The sequence below is a fragment of the Lysobacter spongiicola DSM 21749 genome (assembly GCF_900167055.1).
Lineage (GTDB): Bacteria > Pseudomonadota > Gammaproteobacteria > Xanthomonadales > Xanthomonadaceae > Novilysobacter > Novilysobacter spongiicola.
The window spans coordinates 92,503-115,163 of sequence record NZ_FUXP01000003.1 but is presented as its reverse complement, the minus strand read 5'-3'; the positions used below and the strand labels follow the sequence as shown (position 1 = coordinate 115,163).

Here is a 22,661-nt window from a genome sequence, read left to right as displayed (position 1 = left end):
CCGAAAACGGCTCTGGAAAGGCCGGGGAGGCGGCGTTGCGCGGCCGGCGAAGGTGACATGCGCCGCAACTTTAGGCACTGTCGATTGTCCAATCCTGCTGTAACCCTGCGCGAGTGCCTGCGCGCATCCCCCTGCCAAGAATCTCCTATGAATGCCAAGACCCCCCTGCTTGCGTTCCTGCTGACCGCCCCGCTGGCACTGCTTGCGCGGGCCGACAACGGGTTGCCCCCGTCGGTCGGCGGCGGTGCGTCCGCCACCATCGAGACGTCGCAGGAGGCACCGGTCGAGCGCACGGTCGCCGAGCTGCCGTCCGGCCCGACCGAAGACCAGACCACCGCTGCGAAGCTGGTCTACGGCCTGCTCTCCGACAGCCGCTACGCGTATCGCCCGCAACCGCTGGATGACGTACTTTCCGCCCAGATGTACGAGCGGTACCTGGAGGCGCTGGACGGAGGCAAGCAGTTCTTCACCGCTTCCGACATCGCGCGCTTCGATCGTTACGAGCTCCTGCTCGACGATGCGATCCGCAGCGGTGAGCTGGAGCCGGCCTACGCCATGTTCGCCACCTACCGGCAGCGCGTGAACGAGCGGGTGGAACATGCCCGCGCGCTGCTGAAGCAGGACATCTTCGATTTCACCGGCGACGGGCGCTACCACTACGATCGTGAAGACGCCCCGTGGCCCGCGGACACCGCGGAGCTGGACGAGCTGTGGACCCAGTCGGTACGCAACGACTGGCTGCGGCTGAAGCTGGCCGGCAAGAACCCGGACAAGATCCGCGAGACGCTGGACAAGCGCTACGCCAACCTTGCCGAGAACGTGGCCGAGCTGGAAGGCCAGGACGTGTTCCAGACCTTCCTCAACAGCTACGCGGGCGTGATCGATCCGCACACCAGCTACTTCACCCCACGTTCGGCCGAGAACTTCAACCTGTCGATGTCGCTGTCGCTCGAGGGCATCGGTGCCGTGCTGCAGAAGCAGGACGACATGGTGGCCATCCGCGAGATCGTGCCGGGCGGCCCGGCCGACAAGACCATGATCCTGGCGCCGGGTGACCGCGTCGTGGCCGTGGGCCAGGACACCAGCGGCCCGATGGAGGACGTGATCGGCTGGCGCATCGACAACGTGGTCGAGAAGATCCGCGGGCCGAAGGGTTCCAAGGTGCGGCTCGATGTCGTGCCGGCGGAAGCCGGGCTGGACAGCGAGCCGGTCCGGGTGGTGATCACGCGCGACAAGGTGCGGCTGGAGGACCAGGCCGCCAAGTCGGAGATCATGACCATCCCCGGTGCCGGCGAGGCTGAAAAGCGTATCGGCGTGATCGAGCTGCCGGGGTTCTACCTGGATTTCGAAGGCCGGCGGCAGAACCGGCCGGACTACGCATCGGCGACGCGCGATGTGGCGCGGCTGCTTGGCGAGCTGCGCGAGCAGGACGTCGACGGCGTGGTGCTGGACCTGCGCAACAACGGTGGCGGCTCGCTCAACGAGGCGATCGAACTCACCGGCCTGTTCGTGGACCAGGGGCCGGTGGTGCAGGTCCGTGAGTCCGGCGGGCGCGTGAGCGTCGAGGGTGATGCCGATACCGGCGTGGCCTGGGATGGTCCGCTGGCGGTCCTGGTGAACCGTGGCTCGGCCTCGGCATCGGAGATCTTCGCCGGCGCGATCCAGGATTACGGGCGTGGCCTGGTCATCGGCGAGAACACCTTCGGCAAGGGCACCGTGCAGAACCTGGTGGACCTGGATCGCTGGCCGGCCAACGAGGAGGAGCGCTTCGGCCAGGTGAAGCTGACCGTCGCGCAGTTCTTCCGGGTCAGTGGTGGGTCGACCCAGAACAAGGGCGTCGTGCCGGACATCAGCTTCCCGGCTTCGGTGGATGCCACCGAGTTCGGCGAGAGCACCTACGACAACGCCCTGCCCTGGACCAAGATCGCCGAGGTTCCGCACATCCGCTACGGCAACTTCGCGCCACTCCTGCCCAAGCTGGAGAGCCGGCATGACCGTCGCATCGCCGACGACCTGGAGTTCCAGTGGTGGAAGGAGGACGTCGCGCGTTTCCGCGAGGAAGCAGACCGCGAGTGGGTGTCGCTCAACGAGGCCGAACGGCGTAGTGAGCGGGAAGCCAACGAGGCGCGTCGCAAGCAGCGACAGGAGATCCGCGAGAAGCTCGGGCTGGCCCCGGATCCGCTGGCCCTGGCGATGTCGGACGACGGGCTGACCGCCAACGAGCGCGACATTCTGGAAGACACCGCCCGCGAGAAAGCCGCCGAAGACCGGCCGGACCCGCTGCTGCGCGAGTCCGCCGCGATCCTGGCCGACGCGGTACGGCTGCTCGATGATGACCGCGCACTGTCGGCGCAGGTGCTGCCGGCTTCGACGCGGGCGGGGCACTGGGCGGACTGAGTTCCGGCACAGACGGAAAAGGGCGCCGAAAGGCGCCCTTTCTTTGTGCCGTCCGGCCCCGTACAGCCCTGTAGGAGCGACGTCAGTCGCGACCACGCAGTTGCATGACCCGGCGCAGGTCGCGACTTACGTCGCTCCTACATCACGGACCGCAGCAAACGAGCCTGCGGTCCGTACCTTTCGGCTTCAGGCGCCCCGCAACGCGTCCGTCACCGGCATGCGCGCCGCCCGCAGCGCGGGGAACAGGCCGCCGACCAGGCCGATGCCCAGGGCCCACTTCAGGCCGCTCCACAACAGCTCGGGCGAGACCCGGAACGAGAACACCACCTGGCTGAAATTGCTGCCCAGGGTCGATACGGTGTAACCGTTGAACCCCAGCCAGGCGACGGCGGCGCCGAGGATTCCGCCGAGCAGCGCCAGCAACATCGTTTCCAGCATGATCGCCACGACCACTGGCAGCCCACGGAAACCGATCGCCCGCATGGTCGCGATCTCGCCGGCCCGGCCGGCCACGGCGGCATACATGGTGTTGAGGGCCCCGAAGACCGCACCAATCGCCATGATCGCGCCGATCACCGTGCCCAGCACCTTGATCAGCTTGGTCAGGCCGGCCGACTGCTTGGAGTAGTAGCTGCGGGTGGTCTCCACGTCGAGCTTCAGCCGCGGGTCGGCCGCCATTGCCGCCTTGAGCTGTTGCAGCCCGTCGGGTGCGAGGCGGGCGGTCACCGACTGGTAGGCCGAGCGGTTGTAGGTGTTGGCGACGACCTCCGCATCGGCCCACAGTTCGGAATCGTGCGAGTCGCCGCTTTCGAACCGGCCCACCACCGCCCACTGCTGGTTGCCGATGTTGATCGTGCTGCCGACCTCAAGCCCCTCGAACTGCTGGTGCGCGCCGGAGCCTACGATCAACTCGCGAAGGCCCGGCTCGAAGCGTCGACCCTCCACCAGCTCGACCTGCGGGCGGACCTCCCAGGCCATCGGCCCGACGCCGCGCAGCTGCGCGTTGACGTCGGTGCCGTCGGCCTTGCCGGTCAGGTTCACCACCTGGGACAGTTCGGGCGACAGCAGTGCGCGGTTGTCGCTGCCACGGGCGATACCAGGCAGTGCGGAGATCAATGGCACCTGGTCACGGCTGATCACCGAGTTGGTCTCGGCCTGGGCGCCACCGCGCAATATGATCGCGCTGTCATCGCTCCCGGTGCGCCCCAGCGTCTCGGCGAAGCCCTCGCCCATCGCCAGCATCGCCACCAGCACGCCAACCACGCCGGCGATCCCGACGATGATCACCGAGGAGGCGCCCCAGCGTTGCGGCAGGCTGGCCACCCCGACCCGGGTGGCCGCCATCGCCAGGCGTCCGCTGCGGGTCAGCGTGAGCCACAGGGCCACCAGCACCACCAGCGCCAGTGCGCCCTGCCACGGCAACATGATCCAGCCCGCCAGTGCGACGGCGAGCGCGAGCACGATGCCGATGTTCGCCAGCCACTTCCTTGCCTTCTTCATGATCGGTATCCCTCTACGTGTTGGGAATGGCGGCGCTCAGCGCCCGGCCAGTGCATCGACGATGTTCAGCCGCATCGCCCGCAGCGCCGGCAGGGCGCCCACCACCAGGCCGATGGCCAGCATCAGCGCCAGGCCGACGAACCAGGTCTGCGGCAGCACGCTGGGCAACTGCACGATGCCCCCACTGGCCGCACTCACCGCGGGCATCAGCAACGCGGCGATACCCAGGCCGAGCAGCCCACCCAGCACCACCAGCAGGACCGACTCCGACAGCACCAGCATCAGCACGCTGCGGCTGGTGAACCCGATCGTCTTCAGCACCGCCAGCTCCGGGATCCGCTCGCGCACCGCCTGCGCCATCGTGTTGCCGGTCAGCAGCAGCAGGGTGAAGAACACCGCACCCATGATCGCGCTGACGATCATTCCGATATCGGCGAACTGCTTGATGAAGGCCTGGTTGAACGCCTGCTCGGTCTGGGTCTTGGTCTCGTGGTCGGAGTTGGCCGAGATCGCATCGATCGCGCGCGCCACCTGGGTGGCCTGGTCGATGTTGGACAGCTTGACCATGTACCAGCCGATCTCGTCCCTGATGTAATCGTTGGACTCGTTGAAGTAGTCCCAGTGGAACATCAGCTGGTTTTCCTCGCCGCCGCGCTGGGGATCGTCCAGTTCGAAGATGCCCCGGAGGGTGAAGCTCCAGTCGTTGCTGCCGTCCTTGGGGAAGATCGTCGCCTGCAGTGGGATCGTCTCGCCGATCTTCCAGCCGTGGCGCTCGGCCAGCGCGGCGCCGACGATGGCACCGGTGCGGTCGTTCCCGAAGGCTTCTAGCTGCTCGGGTGCGATGCGGTATTCCGGATACAGCTCGAAGTAGTCCGGCCCGATCGCGAAGTTCGGGAAGAAGTTCTTCGGGTCCCGGTAGATGCCGCCGAACCAGTTGGCATACACCACCTTCTCGACCCCGGGCACCGCAGCGATCTGCGAGGTCAGCCGGGCCGGCAGGGTCTGGGTGATCGACAGCCGCGAGGCCACCACCAGCCGGTCGGCACCGGCCACGCCGCCGCCGGAGTTGAACGCGACGCGGACCGAGTCGAGCATGCCGAACAGCAGGAAGGCCGCCACTACCGACAGCAGCGTGAGCAGCGTGCGCGTCTTGCTGCGGAACAACGCGGCCCAGATCAGGTGCAGGTATTTCATGAGATGTCTCCGCAGGCGGGACGGGTGCGGATCAAAGGGCGGCCGCGAGCGCGTCGCCGACCAGCGAGCCCTTGTCGAGGTGGATGGTGCGGCGTGCGTGGTCGGCGGCCTTGGGGTCGTGGGTGACCATCACGATGGTCTTGCCGTGGTCGCGGTTGAGCGACTGCAGCAGGGCCAGGATCTCTTCGGCCGATTGCCTGTCGAGGTCGCCGGTCGGCTCGTCGCAGATCAGCAGGGTCGGGTCGGACACGATGGCGCGGGCGATGGCGACGCGTTGCTGCTGGCCGCCCGAGAGCTCGTTGGGACGGTGCCTGCCGCGTTCTTCCAGGCCAACCAGCTTCAGTGCGATCTCGGCGTTGCGCTTGCGCTGGGCGGCCGACAGCCGGGTCAGCAGCAGCGGCAGCTCGACGTTCTTCTGCGCGTTGAGCGTCGGCATCAGGTTGTAGAACTGGAACACGAAGCCGACGTGGTCACTGCGCCAGTTCGACAGCTGTCCCGCGCTCATGGTGTCGATGCGCTTGCCGTTGATCTCGATCTGCCCGCCGCTGGGCGAGTCCAGCCCACCGATCAGGTTGAGCAACGTGGTCTTGCCGGAGCCGGAAGGGCCCATCAGCGCGACGAAATCGCCTTCAGGGATTTCCAGGTCGATGCCGTGCAGCACTTCGACCTTCTCCGGGCCGCGCTGGTAGCTCTTGGTGAGGTTGCGGATCGAGACCAGTGACATGGTGGCGTCCTTGATGGTGGATGGAGTGCTGCTGTTGTTGTCGGTATCCATGGGACTCAGGCGTCCCCGTCATCTTCGGCGACGCGCACCTGCGCGCCGTCTTCCAGTCCGGCCGGGGGATCGATCACGACTTCATCGCCTCCGGCCAGGCCGGCGAGCACCTCGCGGTCGTCGCCCAGCGTCCGCCCCAGTTCGAGCGTACGCAGTTCGACCTCGCTTTCGGCCGTCCCCGGTTCGGCCAGTGCGTAGGCCACGCTGCGGCCGTCGCGCTCGACGATGGCCGCAGCGGGCACCAGCACGCCCGCCGGGCGCTCCTCGCCCTCTGGGCGCGCCTGCTCCAGGAAACTCACCCGGACGCCCATGTCCGGCACGATGCGCTGGTCCTGCTCGTGCAGTGCGATGCGCACCTTCACCGTCGCCTTGCCGCGATCGGCGGTGGGGATGATCGCGGTGACCTCGGCCGGGATTTTCCAGTCCGGGTAGGCATTGAGCGTAGCCTCCACCGGCATGCCGGGCTTGACCCGGCCGATGTAGGACTCGCCGACATCGACTTCGACTTCCAGCGAATCCATGTCGACGATCGTGCCGATGCCCGTGCGGGTGAATCCGCCGCCGGCCGACAGTGGCGAGATCATCTCGCCGGGCTGGGCGGCCTTGGCGATGACCACGCCGGCGAACGGCGCGCGGACGACGGTGTTGTCGACGCCCAGCGCCGCGATCGCCAGCTGGTCCTGGGCCACGCGGGTCTGCCGGTCCGTAGTGGCGACCTGCGCACGCAACGCGTCGCGCTCGGCAACGGCCTGGTCGTACTGCGCGCGCGACACCAGTTGCTGGTCAACCAGTTGCGACAGGCGTCCGACCGTGGCCTCGGCCTCGCGCAGTTGCGCCCGGGCGAACTCGACCTGGCTGCGCGCCGCGCCGAGCTGGTCGGCGGCGAGGGTGCGCTGGGCATCCGCATCCACCGGGTCCAGGGTTGCCATGACTTCGCCGGCTTCCACCCGCTGGCCTTCCTCGATCAGCACCTCGCGCACCTTGCCGGTCACCTTGGCCGACACGGTGGCCATGCGCCGCGCCACCACGTAGCCGGTCGCATCGAGTACCGACGTGCTGGCATTGCCGTTGCCGATCGCAACCATGCGTGCGGTGCGGACTTCGATCGCATCGCCGCGCGACACCACGAGCCAGGCCACGAAACTGGCCAACAGCACCACCGCTGCCACGCCGATGCCATACAGCCACGCGCGCCGCGACTCGCGCGGGGGTGGCGCACTGCGGTCGATCTTGAGTTCTTTCAGGAGGTCGGCCGAATCGTTCATGTGCATCCCTGACGGTTGATCGCGCCGAGTGTGACCCTGCACGAGGACACTTCCAACCTGCCAAAGGTCAGTTTCTCCATCGTGCTGCCCCGCCACTCGACGCGGATCGATCATCCACCGGCGGGCCGCTGGAGTCACCTGACAGGTGTCATGCCTCCCGGGTGACGGACGCGACTGCCGGCGGTCGTGGGGCGGGGAGAGGATGTGTCGCACCCACTTCATCGACGGATGCACGACATGGAAATCGACAACAACGTCCTCGCCCACCTGGGCGGTGTGCACAAGATCTACGGAGCGCGTTCGGCCCTGGCCGGCGTCGACCTGGAGTTGCGCGGAGGGCAGGTGCTGGCCTTGCTGGGTGCGAATGGCGCGGGCAAGACCACCGCGATCGGCGTGCTGCTCGGACTGGTGGAGCCGGACCGCGGCGAAGCCGGACTGTTCGGCATGGCCCCGCGATCGCTGGCGGCGCGGCGGCGGATCGGCGTGATGCTGCAGTCGGCGGAGTTGCCTGAAGCGGCCCGGGTCGGCGAGCTGCTCGAATTGACCTGCAGCTACTACCCGGACCCTTGTCCGGTTGAGGAGTGCGTCTCGCTCGCTGGCCTGGACGGGCTGCTGCAGCGGCCCTATGGCAAGTTGTCAGGCGGCCAGCAACGGCGGGTCCAGTTCGCGCTGGCGCTGTGCGGGCGGCCACGAGTGCTGTTCCTGGATGAGCCCACTACCGGCCTCGATATCGAGGCCCGACAAGGGCTGTGGCGGGCGATCCGCGAACTGGTGGGCCGTGGCTGCGCGGTGTTGTTGACCACGCATTACCTGGAGGAAGCCGAGGCACTCGCCGACCGGGTGTGCGTGCTCCAGGATGGTTTGGTCGTGGCGGATGGGAGCATGGAGGCCATCCGTGCGCGGGTATCGCGCCGGCGCGTCCGGTGCGTGTCGGCGCTGGATCCCACCAGCGTGGCGCTCTGGCCACACGTGCTTGCCGCATTCCGCGACGGCAGCCGGCTCGACATCACTGCCGACGTCGCCGAGCCGGTGGTGCGGCAGTTGCTCGACATGGATCCCGATGCGGGTGAACTGGAAGTCAGCCGCGCCGGACTCGCGGACGCGTTCATCGAACTCACGCGTGAATCGCTGAGTGCAGGCGCCGCCAGGATCGATGAACTTCCGCTCCGCGCGACCGCAACCCGGGAGGCCGCGTGATGGCCGCCCAGGCATGGTCGCCGCTGCGCTGCTACTGGCTGGAGGCCAAGCACGAGTTGCTGCGGCTGATGCGCACGCCATCGTTCGTGCTGCCGACGCTGCTGTTCCCGGCGGTCTTCTACCTCTTGTTCGCGGTGCTGCTGGCCGGCAGCTCGGGCAAGGGCGCCGCGCACTACCTGCTCGCCGGCTACGGCGTGTTCGGGATCATGGGGGCGGCGCTGTTCGGTTTCGGCGTTACCGTGGCCAGCGAACGGGAGCGCGGCCTGCTGCGGCTCAAGCGCGCGCTGCCGATGCCGCAGGGCGCGTACCTGCTGGCCAAGATGGTCACGGCGATGGTGTTCGCGGTGCTGATCTCGCTGATCCTCGCCGCGCTTGCGGTGGCCTTCGCCGACATCGCCCTGTCGCCGCGACAGTGGATGCTGTTGCTGCTCGTGAACGTGGCCGGTGTGCTGCCGTTCTGTGCGCTGGGCCTGTACATCGGCAGCCGGGTCAACGCTTCCGCTGCGCCTGCGGTGGTGAACCTGCTGTACCTGCCGATGGGCTTCCTGTCGGGATTGTGGCTGCCGCTGCAGTTGCTGCCCGACGCCATCGGGTGGCTGGCGCCGGTATGGCCGTCGTACCACCTGGGCGAGCTCGCACAGAAGGTGGTCGGCGGTGGCGCCGGTAGCCCGGCATGGATGCACCTTGGCGTGCTGATGGTCTTTACCGGCGTGTTCTTCGTCCTTGCCCGGGCCCGGCTGGCGCGCTGCGACTGAACCGGCCGGTCACGTCGGCCGCCTGCCGGCGTCTGTGGTGGTAGTGGCGTCGGCCCATCCGTCGCCCTTTCCCTTCCTGATCGAGGAGTTGCCCATGAAACGCTGGCCCGAGACCACCGCCATCGCCGCGCTGGTCGCCGTACTCGCGACCGCCGTGCTGGCACAGGACCGCCACTCCGGTGCACCCGAGCCCGAAACCATGCCGCCCGGTGACGTCGGCTTCGCTGTTCGCGACGTGCGGGTATTCGATGGCACGTCGATTCTTGAAGGCGCCAACGTGGTGGTTCGCGACGGCCTGATCCACGCGGTGGGCCCCGGGGCGGCCATTCCCGAGGGCATCGATGTCATCGACGGCAATGGCCAGACGCTGTTGCCGGGTTTCATCGATGCCCATACCCACAGCTGGGGTACCGCACGCGCCGATGCGCTGCGGCTCGGTGTCACCACCGAGCTCGACATGCTCGGCGACTGGAGGCGGCTGCCGGCGATCAAGCAGCAGCGCGAGTCGCTCGACGCCACCAGTGAAGCGGATCTGTGGTCCGCCGGTGCCGCGGTCACCGCACCGGGTGGCCATGGCACGCAGTACGGCATGGAGGTGCCAACGCTCGCCGCGGGTGATGACGCCGGCGCCTTCGTCGCGGCGCGTGTGCAGGAGGGATCGGACTACATCAAGCTGATCGTGGAGGACATGGCTGCGTATGGCATCGAGCTCCGCCTGCCGACCCTGTCACCGGAACAGCTGTCCGATGGCATCGCCGCCGCACACCAGGCCGGAAAGCTGGCGCTGGTCCATGTATCCGCCGGGGAGGCGGGCCTGGACGCGATAGAGGCGGGTGCCGACGGACTGGTCCACCTGTTTGCCGATATCTCGACGGGCGACAGGTTCGTGCGGGCAGCCGTTGAGCGTGATGCTTTCGTCGTGCCGACCCTGTCGGTGCTGGCCAGCGTCGCCGGGCAGAACCAAGGCGCCACGCTGGCAGCCGACCCGCGGCTCGGGCCACTGCTGACCGATGAGCAGAAGGCGGCGCTCGGCAGCAACTTCGGGAGGACGGCCGATGCCCGGGTGTTGGAGCGCGCACTTGCTGGCGTGCGAAAGTTGCATGCGGCCGGTGTCGACATCCTGGCGGGTACCGACGCGGGCAACCCGGGGACCGCCCACGGGGCTAGTATCCACGGCGAACTGGAGTTGCTGGTCCGGGCAGGGCTGGATCCGGTCGAGGCGCTGGCGGCGGCCACCTCGGTACCGGCTCGCCGCTTCGGCATCGGCGACCGTGGCCGCATAGCGCCCGGCCTGCGTGCCGATCTCGTCCTGGTGGAAGGGAATCCGGCGCAAGACATCCACGCGACCCGGCGCATCCGCTCGGTATGGAAGAACGGCCATGCCGTGGCAATGGTGCGGCCCGCCGCGGCACCATCCGAAGCCGCGGCGCCGTCGCCGGCCGGTACGCTGGTCAGCGATTTCGATGGCGGCACCATCGATGCACGCTTCGGCGCAGGCTGGGCGCCGACGACAGACCAGATGGTGAGCGGCACATCGACGGTCGCGCACGCACTCGTGGCCAACGGTGCCGATGGCTCCGCCGGGGCGCTGCAGGTCAGCGGCGAGGTCAAGGCGGGCGCGCCGTTCCCCTGGTCGGGCGTGATCTTCTTCCCGGCCGGGAAGCCGATGCAGCCATTGGATTTTTCCGATCGCACGGAACTGGTATTCCACGTTCGTGGCGACGGCCGCACCTACAACGCGATGGTGTTCTCCGGAGCCTCGGCCCAGGGCATGCCAAGTACCCAGACGTTTTTCGCGGGCGAATCCTGGACGGAGGTGCGCCTGCCGCTCGACGATTTCGGGGGTGCCGACTTCACTCGGCTGCGTGGCCTGGCCTTCACCGCCGGGCATCCGGCCGGCACCTTCGAGTTCCGGATCGACCAGGTGGAAATCCGGTGATCCGGTTAGAGTTGCGCCGATGATCGCCGTACTGAAACCGCGCTTGCGCCGGGCTCGTGACTGGCTGGTGCCCGAAGAGCTGGGCTTTGGCTGGATGCCGATACTGGTGCTGGGGTACCTGGTCTTCCTGTTCCTGCCGCTGCTGTTTGGTGGCGGCGAGGGCGGGGGGCTGTGGTGGTTCGGTCACGGATCCGGCGGGCTCGCACTCACGCTGGTGTCGGTGGTGGTGTTCCTGCCGCTGTACTTCGCCTTCTACCGGGTCGGCCGCACCGGCCAGTTGCTGTGCATGCTGGGGACCGCAGCGCTGGGCTACGCCTTGCTGCCGTACAACCCGTTCGCCAATACCTACCTGATCTACGCGGCGGCCATGGCGGCGTTCCTGAGGCAGGGATTGTGGCGACGCGTGGGATGGATGGCGGTGATGCTGGCGCTGTTCCTGCTGGAAATCCGCCTGCTCGGCTACCCGCTGTTCGGTTTCGCGCTGACGTTGATCCTGTCGGTGGCCGTCTTTGTCGGCAACCACTTCCAGGCCGAGTCCGGGCGCAGGCAGGCCGAGCTCAAGCTCTCGCACGAGGAGGTGCGGCGGCTGGCGGCAATGGCCGAGCGCGAGCGCATCGGCCGCGACCTGCACGACCTGCTCGGGCACACCTTGTCGATGGTCGCGCTCAAGTCGGAGCTGGCCGGCAAGTTGCTGGCGCACGATCCGGCAGCCGCCCGGCGCGAGATCGATGAAGTGGCGCGGGTCGCCCGCGAGGCACTCGGGCAGGTCCGCAGTGCGGTCAGCGGGATCAGGTCCAGCGGACTGGCCGCCGAACTGGCAGCGGCCCGGCTGTTGCTGGAATGCGATGGCGTCAAGTTCCGCTATGAGCGGGCGGAGCTGGCCCTGGCCCCGGCACAGGAAGCAGCGCTCGCACTCACGCTGCGCGAGGCGATCACCAACATCCAGCGGCACGCTGGCGCGCGCAGCGCGGCGGCCTCCCTCAGCGCCGATGCCGGCGAAGCCGTGCTGCGCGTCAGCGACGATGGGCGCGGCGGTGACCTGCGGCCCGGCAACGGACTGACGGGGATGCGCGAGCGCATCGAGTCACTGGGAGGACGCATGCAGGTGTCTGGCAGGCAGGGCGGAGGCGTGGCCCTGGAAGCACGGCTGCCGTTGTCGGCCGGGGCTGCGGTCGGATCGCCGGAGCAGCCTGCGGAAGTCGCACTCCGGTGATCAGGGTGCTGCTGGCCGAAGACCAGGCCATGGTGCGTGGCGCCCTGTCCGCCCTGCTCGACCTCGAGCCGGATATCGAGATTGTGGGCCAGGCTGCCGACGGGGAGGACGCCTGGCGCCAGCTGCAGCGACTGCAACCGGACTTGCTGGTCACCGACATCGAGATGCCCGGGCTGACGGGGCTGGAGCTGGCCCAGCGCATCCAGCGGCTGGCGTTGCCGGTGCGGGTGGTGATCGTCACCACCTTCGCCCGTGGCGGCTTCCTCCGGCGCGCGCTCGAGGCTGGAGTGGCGGGCTACCTGCTCAAGGACGCGCCGGCGGACCAGCTGGCGGCGGCATTGCGCCGGGTACGGGACGGCGCCCGCGCGATCGATCCCGCGCTCGCGGTAGAAGCCTGGTCGGAGCCCGACCCCCTCAATGACCGTGAGCGGCAGGTCCTGCGGCTGGCCGGCGAGGGGCGTTCGGCAGCCGAAATTGCACGGTCCTTGAGCCTTTCGCAGGGTACCGTCCGCAACTATCTCTCCGAGGCGATCGGCAAGCTCGGCGTCGGCAACCGGATCGAGGCGTACCGGATGGCTCGGCAGAAGGGATGGCTCTAGATCGGGCGCTGCTCAGGGCCTGGTGCGCGCCTCCAGCATGGCGAAGGCCGCACGCAGCCCCTGCGCCTCGCCACCGGCCTGGCGCCCCGGGGCATCGGAGTCGTTCCAGCTGTACACGTCCAGGTGCGCCCACTTCTGCCCCGCCGGCACGAAGCGCTCCAGGTACAGCGCAGCGGTCACGCTGCCGGCCATCTTCGACGGCCCACCGTTGGCGATGTCGGCAATGGAGCTGGTGAGGTAGCGCCAGTACGGCCGCCACAGCGGCATGCGCCACAGCGGGTCGCGCTGCTGCACGCCGCACTCGATCCACTGCGCCGCCACCGCATCGTCGTTGCTGTAAAGAGCCGGCAGGTCGGGACCCAGCGCCACCCGCGCCGCACCGGTCAAGGTGGCGAAATCCAGGAGCAACTCCGGCGACTGCTCGCCGGCGTAGGCGAGGGCGTCGCACAGCACCAGCCGGCCTTCGGCGTCGGTGTTGTCGATCTCCACGCTGATCCCGGCGCGGGTCTGGATCACTTCCCCGGGACGGAAGGCGTCCGGACCCACGGCATTCTCCACCGCCGGTACCAGCAGGGTGATGCGCAGCGGCAGGCGACGCGCCATCACCCATTCGGCCAGTGCGATGGCGTGCGCGGCGCCGCCCATGTCCTTCTTCATGTTGCGCATGCCGGCGGCTGCCTTGAGGTCCAGGCCGCCGGTGTCGAAGCACACGCCCTTGCCGACGATGGCCACGTGCGGATGGGACGTGTCGCCCCACTGCAGGCTGATCAACCGGGGTGCGCGATGGCTGGCGCGGCCCACCGCATGGATGGCCGGGAAGTTCTGCGCCAGCAGGTCCTCGCCGCCGATGACTTCGATGCGGGCGCCGTGGCGCTCGGCGATCTCGCAGGCGATCTGCTCGAGCTGGTCCGGACCCATGTGCTCGGTCGGGGTGTTCACCAGGTCACGCACGCGGGTGCAGGCGGAAATCGCGGCATCCACTGCCTCGTCCGCCGCATCCACCTGCAGCATGGCCGGCTGGCGCGGGGGCTGCTTGTAGCGATCGAACCGATACGCCCCAAGGCCCCACCCCAGGCGTGCGGCGGCGGCCACCGCGGGATCCTTTACGCCGGTCAGCTTGAAGGTGAGCGGGGGCAGCGCATACGGGGCCTGCCCATAGCTGTAGGGGTCTAGCGGATCGGCCGTGCCGACCACCGCGCCGCGGATACCGTCGTCGCCGGGCAGCAACAACACGCTGCCAGGAGCGCCCTCGAAGCCATTGGCCTCGATCCACGTGCGCACCGCTTCCGGCTGGGCATCGCGCCATGCCGCCATGCCGGATCGATCGACCAGATGCAGGGGCAGGGCATTGGGCGAAGCGTTGACGAGACCGTGCGGCAGGCTCATGGGCGTGGGGACTCCTGTGGATGCGCAGCGTCCAGCCAGTCGGCCAGCGCTGCGAGGGTGGGGAATTCGAGGTCGGGCCCGGGCAGGCCGGCGGGATGGCGACCATGCGGACCGTCGCCGTTGCGGTTGATCCAGCAGGTCCGCAATCCGGCGCGGTGGGCACCGGCGATATCCGTCTCGAGGTCGTCGCCCACGTGCAGCACCTGCGCCGGTGGGCAGCCAAGCTGCTCGCAGGCGGCATGGAAGATGCCAGGGTCGGGTTTCGGCGCGCCGTGCTCACCCGCACCCAGCTGGAAGCGGAACAGATGGATCAGGCCGATGCGGCGCAGGCAGGCGTTGCCGTTGCTCAGCGCGGCCAGCGGCACGCGTGCGGCGAGCCGATCGAGTGCGGGGACGCTGTCGCCATAGTGTTCGACCTCGCAGCGCGCTGCGAAGTAGGCCTCGTAGGCGTCTTCGGCCAGGGCCGGGTCCTCCCCCGCCTCCTCCAGCATGCGCTCGAGCATCCACCTGCGCTGGGTGGTCATGTCGTGGGCCAGGTGCGGGCGGTCGAGGTCGACCTGGCTGCGCAGCCGTTGCCGCGCCTCCAGTGGCCAGCGGGCTGCGGCCCCCGGCACGTGGCGCTGCAGCCACGCATCCAGGGCTGCCTCGGCACGGTCGATGGCCGGTGCGATCGGCCAGACGGTGTCGTCGAGATCGAGGGTGATGGCGCGGACGGTAAAGGTCACGTCCCGATTCTACTGCCGAACCCGGCTGCCAATGCCGTCATGGCAGGCGACGCCACTGCTATTCGAGGAGCCGAGCCCAGCCGTCGCCGCCTTCGATGCCCGACAGCACGATCTTGACGCAGACCAGCAACGGCACCGCCAACAGCAGGCCGATGATGCCCCACATCCAGCCGAATACCATCAGCGCCAGGATCAGCACCAGCGGGGACAGGCGCATCTGCCGGCCCAGGATGATCGGCGTGAGGATCTGGCCCTCCAGCGTGTGCAGCCCGAGGTAGATGCCGGCGGGAAGCAGTGCCGGCCACAGTTCGTCGAAGGCGACGAACCCCATCAGCAGCATGATCAGCATCCCGATCAGCGGGCCCACGTAGGGCGCGTAATTGAGCACCGCCGCCATCGTCCCCCACAGCAGCGCCTCGTCCAGCGGCACGCCCAGCAGGTACAGGCAGCCGGCGAAAGCCAGGCCGACGGTGGCGTTGATGACGCTGATGGTGAGCACGTAGCGGGAGATTTCCCGCTCGATCGACTGCAGGATCGTGGTGGTGACCTTTTTCTGCTGGCGGGTCGGCAATAGCGCCAGTGCGTGGCGTTGCATCGATTCGCCGTAGACCATGAAGAAGAACGTCAGCAGGAGGACGGCCAGCACCGAGGCAAGCATCATCGGTGTCGCGGTGAGCGACTTGTAGGGATCGTTCACTTCGGTCCGGACGACCTCCACCTTCCGTCCGTCTTCACCGTCGGCGGCCCGGGCGATGTTCTCCGCCGCTTCATTGGCCGCCTTGACCGGCTTGGTCATTTCCTGCAATTGCGGGCCCAGCTGCGCCAGTTCCCGGGGGACCTGTCGCGCCCATTCGGCCGCCGGCTCCACCAGCTGGTTCGCCAGCACGCCCGCCATCGCCATGCCCGTCAGCAGTACCAGTGCCGCCCCCAGCATGCGCGGCAGTCGCAGCCGCTGCAGCCCGCGCAGGAGGGGATTGCCGATCAACGCGAAGAACACCGCCAGCAATATCGGCAGGATGACCGACTGGGCCGCCCACAAAGTCGCGCCCACCGCCAATACGGTCAGGACAAGCAGCGGAGTGGACGCACGCGGACGGACCGAAGAGAGTGGCGGATCAGCATCGGCGGGGTCGGTGGCCGGTCCGTCGGCGGGCGCCGGGGGCGTCCCAGGCGCCGCGGCGTCCGTGGTCACGGTTGCGCGGACCCGTGGTAGATCCCACGAGCGGCACTGGCCTCGCGCAGGAGCTGCTCATGGGCGAACTGCTCGGCGGCGAGAGTGGCATCCTCCGCAGTGGTGGCCTGTTCCGCCACCTGCTCCGCGTCTTCCGCCGCCTGTCCCGCCTCCTCGGCGGCGTGGGCCGCGCTGGTGGTCGCGAACAGGCTGCTCATCAACGACACCATTCGCAGCAGCCCGCCGCCACTGGTGGCCGCCCGCAGCGGACTGGTGCGGCCAGTGAGGAAACCGCCGATGACGCCGGCGACGATGATGCGCGGCGGCGTCCAGGCCGACAGCCACGCCTCCCGGGTCTGGCGCAAGTCCGCGCCAAGCTGGCGCTCACGCGCCTCCAGGGCGTTCTCCGCCTGCGTCACCTTGGCGATCAGTTTCTCGAAACTCATGGTCTTTCGAACCTCATGGTGTCTGACGTCCCGCGACCGCAACGGGACCGGCCCGGTGCGGTCGGCATCGCCACAGCGGGCTACGGGGGCGTGACATCGATGCCCTGCTCATCCTTGATGGGACGGCCGTTGCCATCCTCGCCCGGATGCGATTTGACGGCCTCGCGCGTGGATTGGCTGGACGCCGCGTCGGGCATGAAGTCAGCCAGTTCGCCGATGCCGAGCCGGGCAAGCTGCCGACGGGTCGCCTTCAGCCGCGTGTGCTCGAAATATTTCATCGCGATCCAACCGGCGATGCCGGCCAGCACGAGGTTCACCACTGCCGGCAGCAGCAGCGACAGCACCCATGAAAACCCGGCCTGCCCGTGCAGGAACAATACGATCGCGGAAGTCACCAGCAGCCAGCTGGTGACCCCGAAAGCACCCGCCAGACCGCCGACCACCATCGTCCGGCCCATCGCGCTGCGGGCCAGCGAGACATCGGCAGCGACGAGCTTGCGCAGCGCCTTGGCAATGTCGACGGCCGCGCCAACACTGGCGCGGCCGCTGGCGCCGACCTGGCGCATGGACTCGATGAGGTCCGGCGGGGGGGTCTTCTCTTCGCCGGTATCGCTCATGTCGCCGGCTTACCGGTTGTTGCCGCGGGCGAGCTTGGCGATGATCCAGCCGGTGGCGAAGGCGGTGCCGAAGGCGGCGATCGGGCGCTCGCGGATCATGGCGGCGGCGCTGTCGACCAGGTCGCGGCCCTTCTCCATCAGGACATCGGCCTGTTCGCGCGCGGCGGCACTGGCCTGCTCGGCCGCGGACATGCCGGCCAACGCGCCATCGGCCAGGTCGGCCTTGACGTGGGCGCGGCCGATCTTCAGCTCTTCACCGGCGGCGCCGGCGGCACCACGGACCGCACTGCCGGCATCGTGCGCTGCACGCTTGAGGTGGCTGCCGGCTTCGCCCAGCTGGTCCTTGAGGTTGCGCGATGCGCTTTCGCCGCTGGCGGAAGTACCGCCGGTTGCCCCGATGCTGGCGGAAGGGCCAGTGGTGGTGCCGGTGACGCCTGCAGTGCCGGTGGTGCCAGTGGTGCCGGTGGGGTTGGTCGTGCTCATCGCTGGTGCTCCTGGGGAACGTAGGAAAAGGGGGTGTCCGGCATTGCGGTCATTGCATCGGGAAGACGCCTTGCCGGTTGCCGCGCACGATACGCAGGACCAACTGTGCAGGAGGCTGTGTGAAGCCGGCGCGGAAGCCTGCGAGGTCGTCGAAGGCGCCGGCGCTCGCCGCCACCACCCGGTCACCCTGCCGCAGGCCGTTCCGGTAGGCCCGGCTGCCGCTTTCCACCGACTCGACCACCACGCCGCCGATGCCGGACTGCCGCAGCCGTTCCGGCACCTCGGCAAACACCGCGCCGCTCAGCCGCGGATCCATCTGGCCGCCCGCGATCGCCCGCGGCTGCTCGCGCAGCGTCGTGGCCAGCTCCAGCGTCCGGCCGTCACGGCTCACTTCCAGCGCTACCTGGCTGCCGATCGCCTGCAGGCCTTCGAAGTTGCGCAGCGCGGCCGGGTTGTCGATGCGCTGGCCGTTGGCCGTCAGCACGACATCGCCGGGTTGCAGGCCGGCATCGGCCGCGGCGGAGTCCTCCAGCACCCGGGTCACCAGCGCGCCCCGCGGCGTCTCCAGGCCCAGCGCGGCCGCCAGACGGTCGTCGACCACCTGGGCATCCAGCCCGAGGGTGCCTCGCCGGACCTCGCCGGTGGCGACCAGCTGTTCCATCACGTCGCGCGCCAGGTTCGCCGGGATGGCGAACCCCAGGCCGATGTTGCCGGCCATGCTGCCGCGGGGGTTGAAGCTCGCCGTGTTCACGCCGACCAGCTCGCCGTTGAGGTTCACCAGCGCGCCACCGGAATTGCCGGGGTTGATCGATGCATCGGTCTGGATGAAGTTCTGGAAGCCCAGTCCGCGCAGGCCGCTGCGCCCGACCGCCGATACGATGCCGGAGGTGACGGTCTGGCCGATGCCGAACGGATTGCCGACCGCCACCACGAAGTCCCCGACCTGCAGCGAAGCCGAATCCGCCAGGCGCACCTCGGCCAGGTTGTCGGCATCGATGCGCATGACGGCGACGTCGGTGTCGGGATCGGAGCCGATGAATTCCGCTTCCAGCGTGCGGCCGTCGGCGAGCGTCACGGTGACTTCGTCCGCGCCTTCGATGACATGGTGGTTGGTCAGCACCAGGCCCTGGTCCGCATCCACGATTACCCCGGAGCCGAGCGATTGCTCGATGCGCTCCTGGGGCACATGGGGGAACATCCTGCGGAACAGCGGGTCGTTTACGAACGGGTTGTTGATGCGCACCCGCTGTCGGGTCTGCACGCTCACCACCGCCGGGGTGACCCGCGCCAGCATCGGGGCGAGCGACGGAAGCGGTTGCCCGGCGACGGCACTTGGAAGCTGCGCGACGGTGGGAGTGACTGCCGCGCTGGCCGGCGTGGCCGCGGCGGGCTGCTGCAGTGCCTCGCGCACCGCCGTGGCGGTGAAACCGCCGAAGCAGGCGGCCAGTGCGAGCACGAGCAGGGTCCTGGTCGGATGGGGGATCTTGCGCATCGGGGTTCCTCTCGGCGCCCGGCGGCGCCTGCCGCGGTCCAGTGTGGGGGCCGCCCATTTAACTTTCCATGAAACCGGCGGTTTCCTCGGTGCACTCGTTCAAAGGGAGGGCGTGGAACGTCGTTCCGCGCGATTTCCGGCCACCCAATCAGGTCCCCTTACACGTCATTCGGAAGCTCCGATAGCGTTGACTTCGACCCGGGCCGGGCGTAGCTTGACCGCCTGCATCGCACACAACATCTTGTGGTCATCGATGCGACATAGCCCAAGCGCAGGGGTTGCTTGGCCAGAGATGACGTCCCGGGGACCGAAGGATGACGGGCCCGGAGACTGCTGACGGAGCGGCGCTTGGCGATGGCCCGGAACAGCAACGGATGAAAACACTTCCGCGCGGCGCGCAGGACGCAGCCGCCGGCATCGCCGTCGCCGGCGTGCGCGGATGGGAACAACCAGTACAACCGGTCCCGGAGCCGTTTCCGGAACCCGACAGGAACACGAGCCGCGCCCGGCGCGGCCATGACGAGGAGACAGGACAGGCATGAGCACGGTGCGCCTCGAGGCGGTGAAGACGATGACGTCGAGCATGGACATCCCGATGCAGCCCGCGTCCCAGGACATCTGGGACAAGAAGTACCGGCTGAAGACCAAGAATGGCGATGCCGTCGATGCCGACATCGACGCCACCTACCGACGGGTGGCGCATGCGCTGGCCGAAGCCGAGCCCACGGCCGAACTGCGCCAGTACTGGAACGAGCGCTTCACCTGGGCGCTGCGCCGCGGGGCGATCCCCGCCGGCCGCATCACCTCCAATGCCGGTGCGCTCGAGCACAAGCCCGCGACATCGACCATCAACTGCACCGTGTCCGGCACCATCGAGGACTCGATGGACGGCATCCTGGAGAAGGTCCACGAGGCCGGCCTGACCCTGAAGGCCGGTTGCGGCATCGGCTACGAGTTCAGCACCCTGCGCCCGCGCGGCGCGTTCGTCGCCGGGGCCGGGGCGTATACCTCCGGCCCGATGTCCTTCATGGATATCTACGACAAGATGTGTTTCACGGTGTCGTCGGCCGGTGGTCGCCGCGGCGCACAGATGGGCACGTTCGACGTGTCGCACCCGGACGTGAAGGACTTCATCCGCGCCAAGCGCGAAGACGGCCGCCTGCGCCAGTTCAACCTGTCGCTGCTGATCACCGACGGTTTCATGGAAGCCGTCGCCGACGACAGCGACTGGCCGCTGGTGTTCCCGGTCAACATCAAGGAAAAGGGCGACGTCGACCTCGACAACGCCGAACAGGTCGTGTGGCGCGAGTGGCCCACCCACCGCAACTACATCGTGCGCGAGGACGGCCTGGTCGCCTGCAAGATCTACGGCCACATCCGTGCACGGCACCTGTGGGACATGATCATGGTCTCGACGTACGACTACGCCGAGCCGGGCTTCATCCTGATCGACCGCGTCAACGAGATGAACAACAACTGGTGGTGCGAGAACATCCGCGCGACCAACCCCTGCGGCGAGCAGCCGCTGCCGGCCTACGGCGCCTGCCTGCTGGGCTCGGTCAACCTGACCAAGTTCGTGCGCAATCCGTTCACCGACAAGGCCGAGTTCGACTGGGACGAGTACCGCGAGGTGGTGCGCGTGTTCACCCGCATGCTCGACAACGTGGTCGAAGTGAACGGCCTGCCGCTGGAGCAGCAGCGCAACGAGATCATGCGCAAGCGCCGCCACGGCATGGGCTTCCTCGGCCTGGGCAGCACCGTGACCATGCTGCGCATGAAGTACGGCAGCGAGGCCTCCTGCGAGTTCACCGAGCGCGTCGCCCGCGAGATGGCCGTGGCCGGTTGGGAGATGGGCCTGGAGCTGGCGAAGGAGAAGGGCGCGGCGCCGATCATGGCCGAGACCTTCGAGGTCGACGCCGAGATGCTGCGCAAGCGGCCGGAGATGGTGAAGGACGGCTGGAAGATCGGCCAGAAGGTCGAGGGCCGGGTGCTGCACGCGAAGTACTCGCGCTACATGCAGCGCATCGCCGAGGTCGCGCCGGAACTGGTGGCCGAGCTCGCCGAGACCGGCGCCCGCTTCACCCACCACAGCTCGATCGCACCGACAGGCACCATTTCGCTGTCGCTGGCCAACAACGCGTCCAACGGCATCGAACCCTCGTTCGCGCACCACTACAGCCGCAACGTGATCCGCGAAGGCCGCAAGTCCAAGGAGAAGGTCGACGTGTTCTCCTTCGAGCTGCTCGCCTACCGGGTGCTGGTCAACCCGCGGGCGATGCCGTTCTCCGAGGACCCGGCCGAGAAGCTGCCCGAGTACTTCATTGCCGCCGACGACGTGAGCCCCAGGCAGCACGTCGATGTCCAGGCCGCGGCGCAGAAGTGGGTCGACAGCTCGATCTCCAAGACCGCGAACGTCCCCACGGACTACCCGTACGAGGACTTCAAGGACATCTACACCTACGCCCATTCCCGTGGCCTGAAGGGCTGCACCACCTTCCGCTTCAACCCGGCCGCCTTCCAGGGCGTGCTGGTGAAGGAAACCGACCTGGAGAACACGACCTACCGCTTCGAGCTGGAGGACGGGCAGGTGGTCGAGGTGAAGGGCAACGAGCAGATCGAATACGACGGCGAGATGCACACCGCCGCCAACCTGTTCGACGCCCTCAAGGAAGGCTATTACGGCAAGTTCTGAGGCGGCTTTTCCCGCCCGTGTCCGGCCGCGGTTGCGCATGGTGTATTGCGCCGCGGCCGGGTATAGCATCGCTCCGGCAACACCGCTGAAAAACGCGTTACCCGCCAAGGCAGACAAGAGCCCGTCAGGAGGGCACATGAGCAACGGTAATGGAGTGACGGCGACCATTTCGCAGGCCGCCGAGAGCGTCAAGGAAACCGCCAGCAGCATCGGCGGCAGCATCGCCACCAGCGCCGGAAACGCCGCCGCCACCGTCCGTACCAGCGCGACCCGCGTCCGCAAGGCCGCCGGCAAGCGGGTGGCGGACACCAAGTCCCGGCTGCAGAAGGCCAGCGCCGACGGCCGCCGGGAAGCCGAGGAGCTGAGCCGGAAGAGCGGTCGCAAGACGGCGAAGAAGGCCGCCGCCGGCAGGACTGCCGCGACAAAGAAGTCACCCGCCAGGAAGGCAGGTGTGGGCAAGGCCGCCAGCCCGGCGGCAAAGAAGGCGACCGTGAAGAAGGCGGGCAAGACCACCGCCACCAAGCGCGCGCCGGCCCGGACCGCGGCAGCCAGCAAGGCCACCACGAAGAAGGCCGTCTCCAGGAAGACAGCCGCCAAGGTACCGGCGAAGAAGGCGGCCGTGAAGAAGTCGACGGCCAGCAAGGCTGCCACCGGCAAGGCGCCAGTGAAGAAGTCCGCCGCCAGCAAGGCACCGCTGAAGCGCGCCACGGCGAAGAAGACCGCTATCCGCAAGTCCGCCACCAAGGGCACGGGCCGCAAGTAACAAGCCCCGCATCCTGCCCTCCGGCCGCCGGAGGGCAGGACTGCCGGGTGTT

At 68.4% G+C, this 22,661-nt stretch carries 19 protein-coding genes; 8 read left to right on the top strand and 11 right to left on the bottom strand.

Annotated elements, in window-relative coordinates:
- Positions 1-147 precede the first annotated feature (147 nt).
- Positions 148-2,397: a carboxy terminal-processing peptidase gene (locus B5D37_RS06280; protein WP_078757861.1), complete on the top strand. Its 2,250-nt coding sequence runs from the start codon at positions 148-150 to the stop codon at positions 2,395-2,397.
- A gap of 186 nt (positions 2,398-2,583) precedes the next feature.
- Here the strand turns inward: B5D37_RS06280 and B5D37_RS06275 are convergent, their stop codons facing one another.
- Genes B5D37_RS06275 through B5D37_RS06260 form a run of 4 tightly spaced genes read right to left on the bottom strand, consistent with a single transcriptional unit; the run spans position 2,584 to position 7,131 of the window.
- The gene (locus tag B5D37_RS06275; protein ID WP_078757860.1) at positions 2,584-3,897 is read right to left on the bottom strand and encodes an ABC transporter permease; all 1,314 of its coding nucleotides are present in this window, start codon (positions 3,895-3,897) and stop codon (positions 2,584-2,586) included.
- Positions 3,898-3,933: 36 nt separating this feature from the next.
- Positions 3,934-5,091, bottom strand: a complete 1,158-nt coding sequence (locus B5D37_RS06270; protein WP_078757859.1) for an ABC transporter permease — start codon at positions 5,089-5,091, stop codon at positions 3,934-3,936.
- Between the two features lie 31 nt (positions 5,092-5,122).
- A complete protein-coding gene (locus tag B5D37_RS06265) occupies positions 5,123-5,815 on the bottom strand; it encodes an ABC transporter ATP-binding protein (protein WP_078757972.1) in 693 nt (230 codons plus the stop codon).
- Between the two features lie 56 nt (positions 5,816-5,871).
- The gene (locus B5D37_RS06260) at positions 5,872-7,131 is read right to left on the bottom strand and encodes an efflux RND transporter periplasmic adaptor subunit (RefSeq protein ID WP_078757971.1); all 1,260 of its coding nucleotides are present in this window, start codon (positions 7,129-7,131) and stop codon (positions 5,872-5,874) included.
- A 237-nt stretch (positions 7,132-7,368) separates the two neighbouring features.
- On the opposite strand from B5D37_RS06260, the gene B5D37_RS06255 reads away from it, so the two are divergent.
- The 5 genes from B5D37_RS06255 to B5D37_RS06235 all read left to right on the top strand — a co-directional run bounded on the left by B5D37_RS06255 (position 7,369) and on the right by B5D37_RS06235 (position 12,834).
- Complete coding sequence (locus tag B5D37_RS06255) at positions 7,369-8,328, top strand: ABC transporter ATP-binding protein (RefSeq protein WP_143814176.1); 960 nt, start codon at positions 7,369-7,371, stop codon at positions 8,326-8,328.
- Positions 8,328-9,083: an ABC transporter permease gene (locus tag B5D37_RS06250; protein WP_078757857.1), complete on the top strand. Its 756-nt coding sequence runs from the start codon at positions 8,328-8,330 to the stop codon at positions 9,081-9,083. The genes B5D37_RS06255 and B5D37_RS06250 overlap by 1 nt, the downstream gene beginning before the upstream one ends.
- A 94-nt stretch (positions 9,084-9,177) precedes the next feature.
- The gene (locus B5D37_RS06245; RefSeq protein WP_078757856.1) at positions 9,178-11,022 is read left to right on the top strand and encodes a CIA30 family protein; all 1,845 of its coding nucleotides are present in this window, start codon (positions 9,178-9,180) and stop codon (positions 11,020-11,022) included.
- A gap of 19 nt (positions 11,023-11,041) precedes the next feature.
- Positions 11,042-12,235 (top strand): sensor histidine kinase, encoded by a 1,194-nt coding sequence (locus B5D37_RS06240; protein ID WP_078757855.1) that lies wholly within the window; start codon positions 11,042-11,044, stop codon positions 12,233-12,235.
- Entirely contained in the window at positions 12,232-12,834 is a 603-nt protein-coding gene (locus tag B5D37_RS06235) for a response regulator transcription factor (RefSeq protein ID WP_078757854.1), read from the top strand. Before B5D37_RS06240 ends, B5D37_RS06235 begins: the two co-directional genes overlap by 4 nt.
- Before the next feature lie 12 nt (positions 12,835-12,846).
- Here B5D37_RS06235 and B5D37_RS06230 read toward each other — a convergent pair whose 3' ends face one another.
- The 7 genes from B5D37_RS06230 to B5D37_RS06200 form a co-directional block, all read right to left on the bottom strand.
- A complete protein-coding gene (locus B5D37_RS06230) occupies positions 12,847-14,220 on the bottom strand; it encodes a leucyl aminopeptidase family protein (RefSeq protein WP_078757853.1) in 1,374 nt (457 codons plus the stop codon).
- The gene (locus B5D37_RS06225) at positions 14,217-14,945 is read right to left on the bottom strand and encodes an HAD family hydrolase (RefSeq protein WP_078757852.1); all 729 of its coding nucleotides are present in this window, start codon (positions 14,943-14,945) and stop codon (positions 14,217-14,219) included. The genes B5D37_RS06230 and B5D37_RS06225 overlap by 4 nt, the downstream gene beginning before the upstream one ends.
- Positions 14,946-15,003: 58 nt before the next feature.
- The gene (locus B5D37_RS06220; RefSeq protein ID WP_078757851.1) at positions 15,004-16,137 is read right to left on the bottom strand and encodes an AI-2E family transporter; all 1,134 of its coding nucleotides are present in this window, start codon (positions 16,135-16,137) and stop codon (positions 15,004-15,006) included.
- Positions 16,134-16,562: a hypothetical protein gene (locus tag B5D37_RS06215; protein WP_078757850.1), complete on the bottom strand. Its 429-nt coding sequence runs from the start codon at positions 16,560-16,562 to the stop codon at positions 16,134-16,136. Before B5D37_RS06215 ends, B5D37_RS06220 begins: the two co-directional genes overlap by 4 nt.
- A gap of 80 nt (positions 16,563-16,642) precedes the next feature.
- A complete protein-coding gene (locus B5D37_RS06210; protein ID WP_078757849.1) occupies positions 16,643-17,179 on the bottom strand; it encodes a phage holin family protein in 537 nt (178 codons plus the stop codon).
- 9 nt (positions 17,180-17,188) lie between these two features.
- Positions 17,189-17,578, bottom strand: coding sequence for a hypothetical protein (locus tag B5D37_RS06205; protein ID WP_078757970.1), 390 nt, complete (start codon positions 17,576-17,578; stop codon positions 17,189-17,191).
- 133 nt (positions 17,579-17,711) lie between these two features.
- The gene (locus B5D37_RS06200) at positions 17,712-19,154 is read right to left on the bottom strand and encodes a Do family serine endopeptidase (protein ID WP_078757848.1); all 1,443 of its coding nucleotides are present in this window, start codon (positions 19,152-19,154) and stop codon (positions 17,712-17,714) included.
- Positions 19,155-19,692: 538 nt separating this feature from the next.
- On the opposite strand from B5D37_RS06200, the gene B5D37_RS06195 reads away from it, so the two are divergent.
- Together B5D37_RS06195 and B5D37_RS14650 are read left to right on the top strand one after the other, a co-directional pair.
- On the top strand, positions 19,693-21,846 hold the full coding sequence (locus B5D37_RS06195) for an adenosylcobalamin-dependent ribonucleoside-diphosphate reductase (protein ID WP_078757847.1): 2,154 nt from the start codon (positions 19,693-19,695) through the stop codon (positions 21,844-21,846).
- 136 nt (positions 21,847-21,982) lie between these two features.
- On the top strand, positions 21,983-22,609 hold the full coding sequence (locus tag B5D37_RS14650) for a hypothetical protein (protein ID WP_143814175.1): 627 nt from the start codon (positions 21,983-21,985) through the stop codon (positions 22,607-22,609).
- Positions 22,610-22,661: the final 52 nt, after the last annotated feature.

What these genes read in the sequence shown, in the direction of transcription:
- B5D37_RS06265 (WP_078757972.1), bottom strand. Translation starts at nt 5,815, where the DNA reads ATGTCACTGGTCTCGATCCGCAACCTCACCAAGAGCTACCAGCGCGGC.
- B5D37_RS06240 (WP_078757855.1), top strand. Translation starts at nt 11,042, where the DNA reads ATGATCGCCGTACTGAAACCGCGCTTGCGCCGGGCTCGTGACTGGCTG.
- B5D37_RS06280 (WP_078757861.1), top strand. Translation starts at nt 148, where the DNA reads ATGAATGCCAAGACCCCCCTGCTTGCGTTCCTGCTGACCGCCCCGCTG.
- B5D37_RS06260 (WP_078757971.1), bottom strand. Translation starts at nt 7,131, where the DNA reads ATGAACGATTCGGCCGACCTCCTGAAAGAACTCAAGATCGACCGCAGT.
- B5D37_RS06245 (WP_078757856.1), top strand. Translation starts at nt 9,178, where the DNA reads ATGAAACGCTGGCCCGAGACCACCGCCATCGCCGCGCTGGTCGCCGTA.
- B5D37_RS06215 (WP_078757850.1), bottom strand. Translation starts at nt 16,562, where the DNA reads ATGAGTTTCGAGAAACTGATCGCCAAGGTGACGCAGGCGGAGAACGCC.
- B5D37_RS06255 (WP_143814176.1), top strand. Translation starts at nt 7,369, where the DNA reads ATGGAAATCGACAACAACGTCCTCGCCCACCTGGGCGGTGTGCACAAG.
- B5D37_RS06200 (WP_078757848.1), bottom strand. Translation starts at nt 19,154, where the DNA reads ATGCGCAAGATCCCCCATCCGACCAGGACCCTGCTCGTGCTCGCACTG.
- B5D37_RS06275 (WP_078757860.1), bottom strand. Translation starts at nt 3,897, where the DNA reads ATGAAGAAGGCAAGGAAGTGGCTGGCGAACATCGGCATCGTGCTCGCG.
- B5D37_RS06230 (WP_078757853.1), bottom strand. Translation starts at nt 14,220, where the DNA reads ATGAGCCTGCCGCACGGTCTCGTCAACGCTTCGCCCAATGCCCTGCCC.
- B5D37_RS06270 (WP_078757859.1), bottom strand. Translation starts at nt 5,091, where the DNA reads ATGAAATACCTGCACCTGATCTGGGCCGCGTTGTTCCGCAGCAAGACG.
- B5D37_RS06210 (WP_078757849.1), bottom strand. Translation starts at nt 17,179, where the DNA reads ATGAGCGATACCGGCGAAGAGAAGACCCCCCCGCCGGACCTCATCGAG.
- B5D37_RS06195 (WP_078757847.1), top strand. Translation starts at nt 19,693, where the DNA reads ATGAGCACGGTGCGCCTCGAGGCGGTGAAGACGATGACGTCGAGCATG.
- B5D37_RS06250 (WP_078757857.1), top strand. Translation starts at nt 8,328, where the DNA reads ATGGCCGCCCAGGCATGGTCGCCGCTGCGCTGCTACTGGCTGGAGGCC.
- B5D37_RS14650 (WP_143814175.1), top strand. Translation starts at nt 21,983, where the DNA reads ATGAGCAACGGTAATGGAGTGACGGCGACCATTTCGCAGGCCGCCGAG.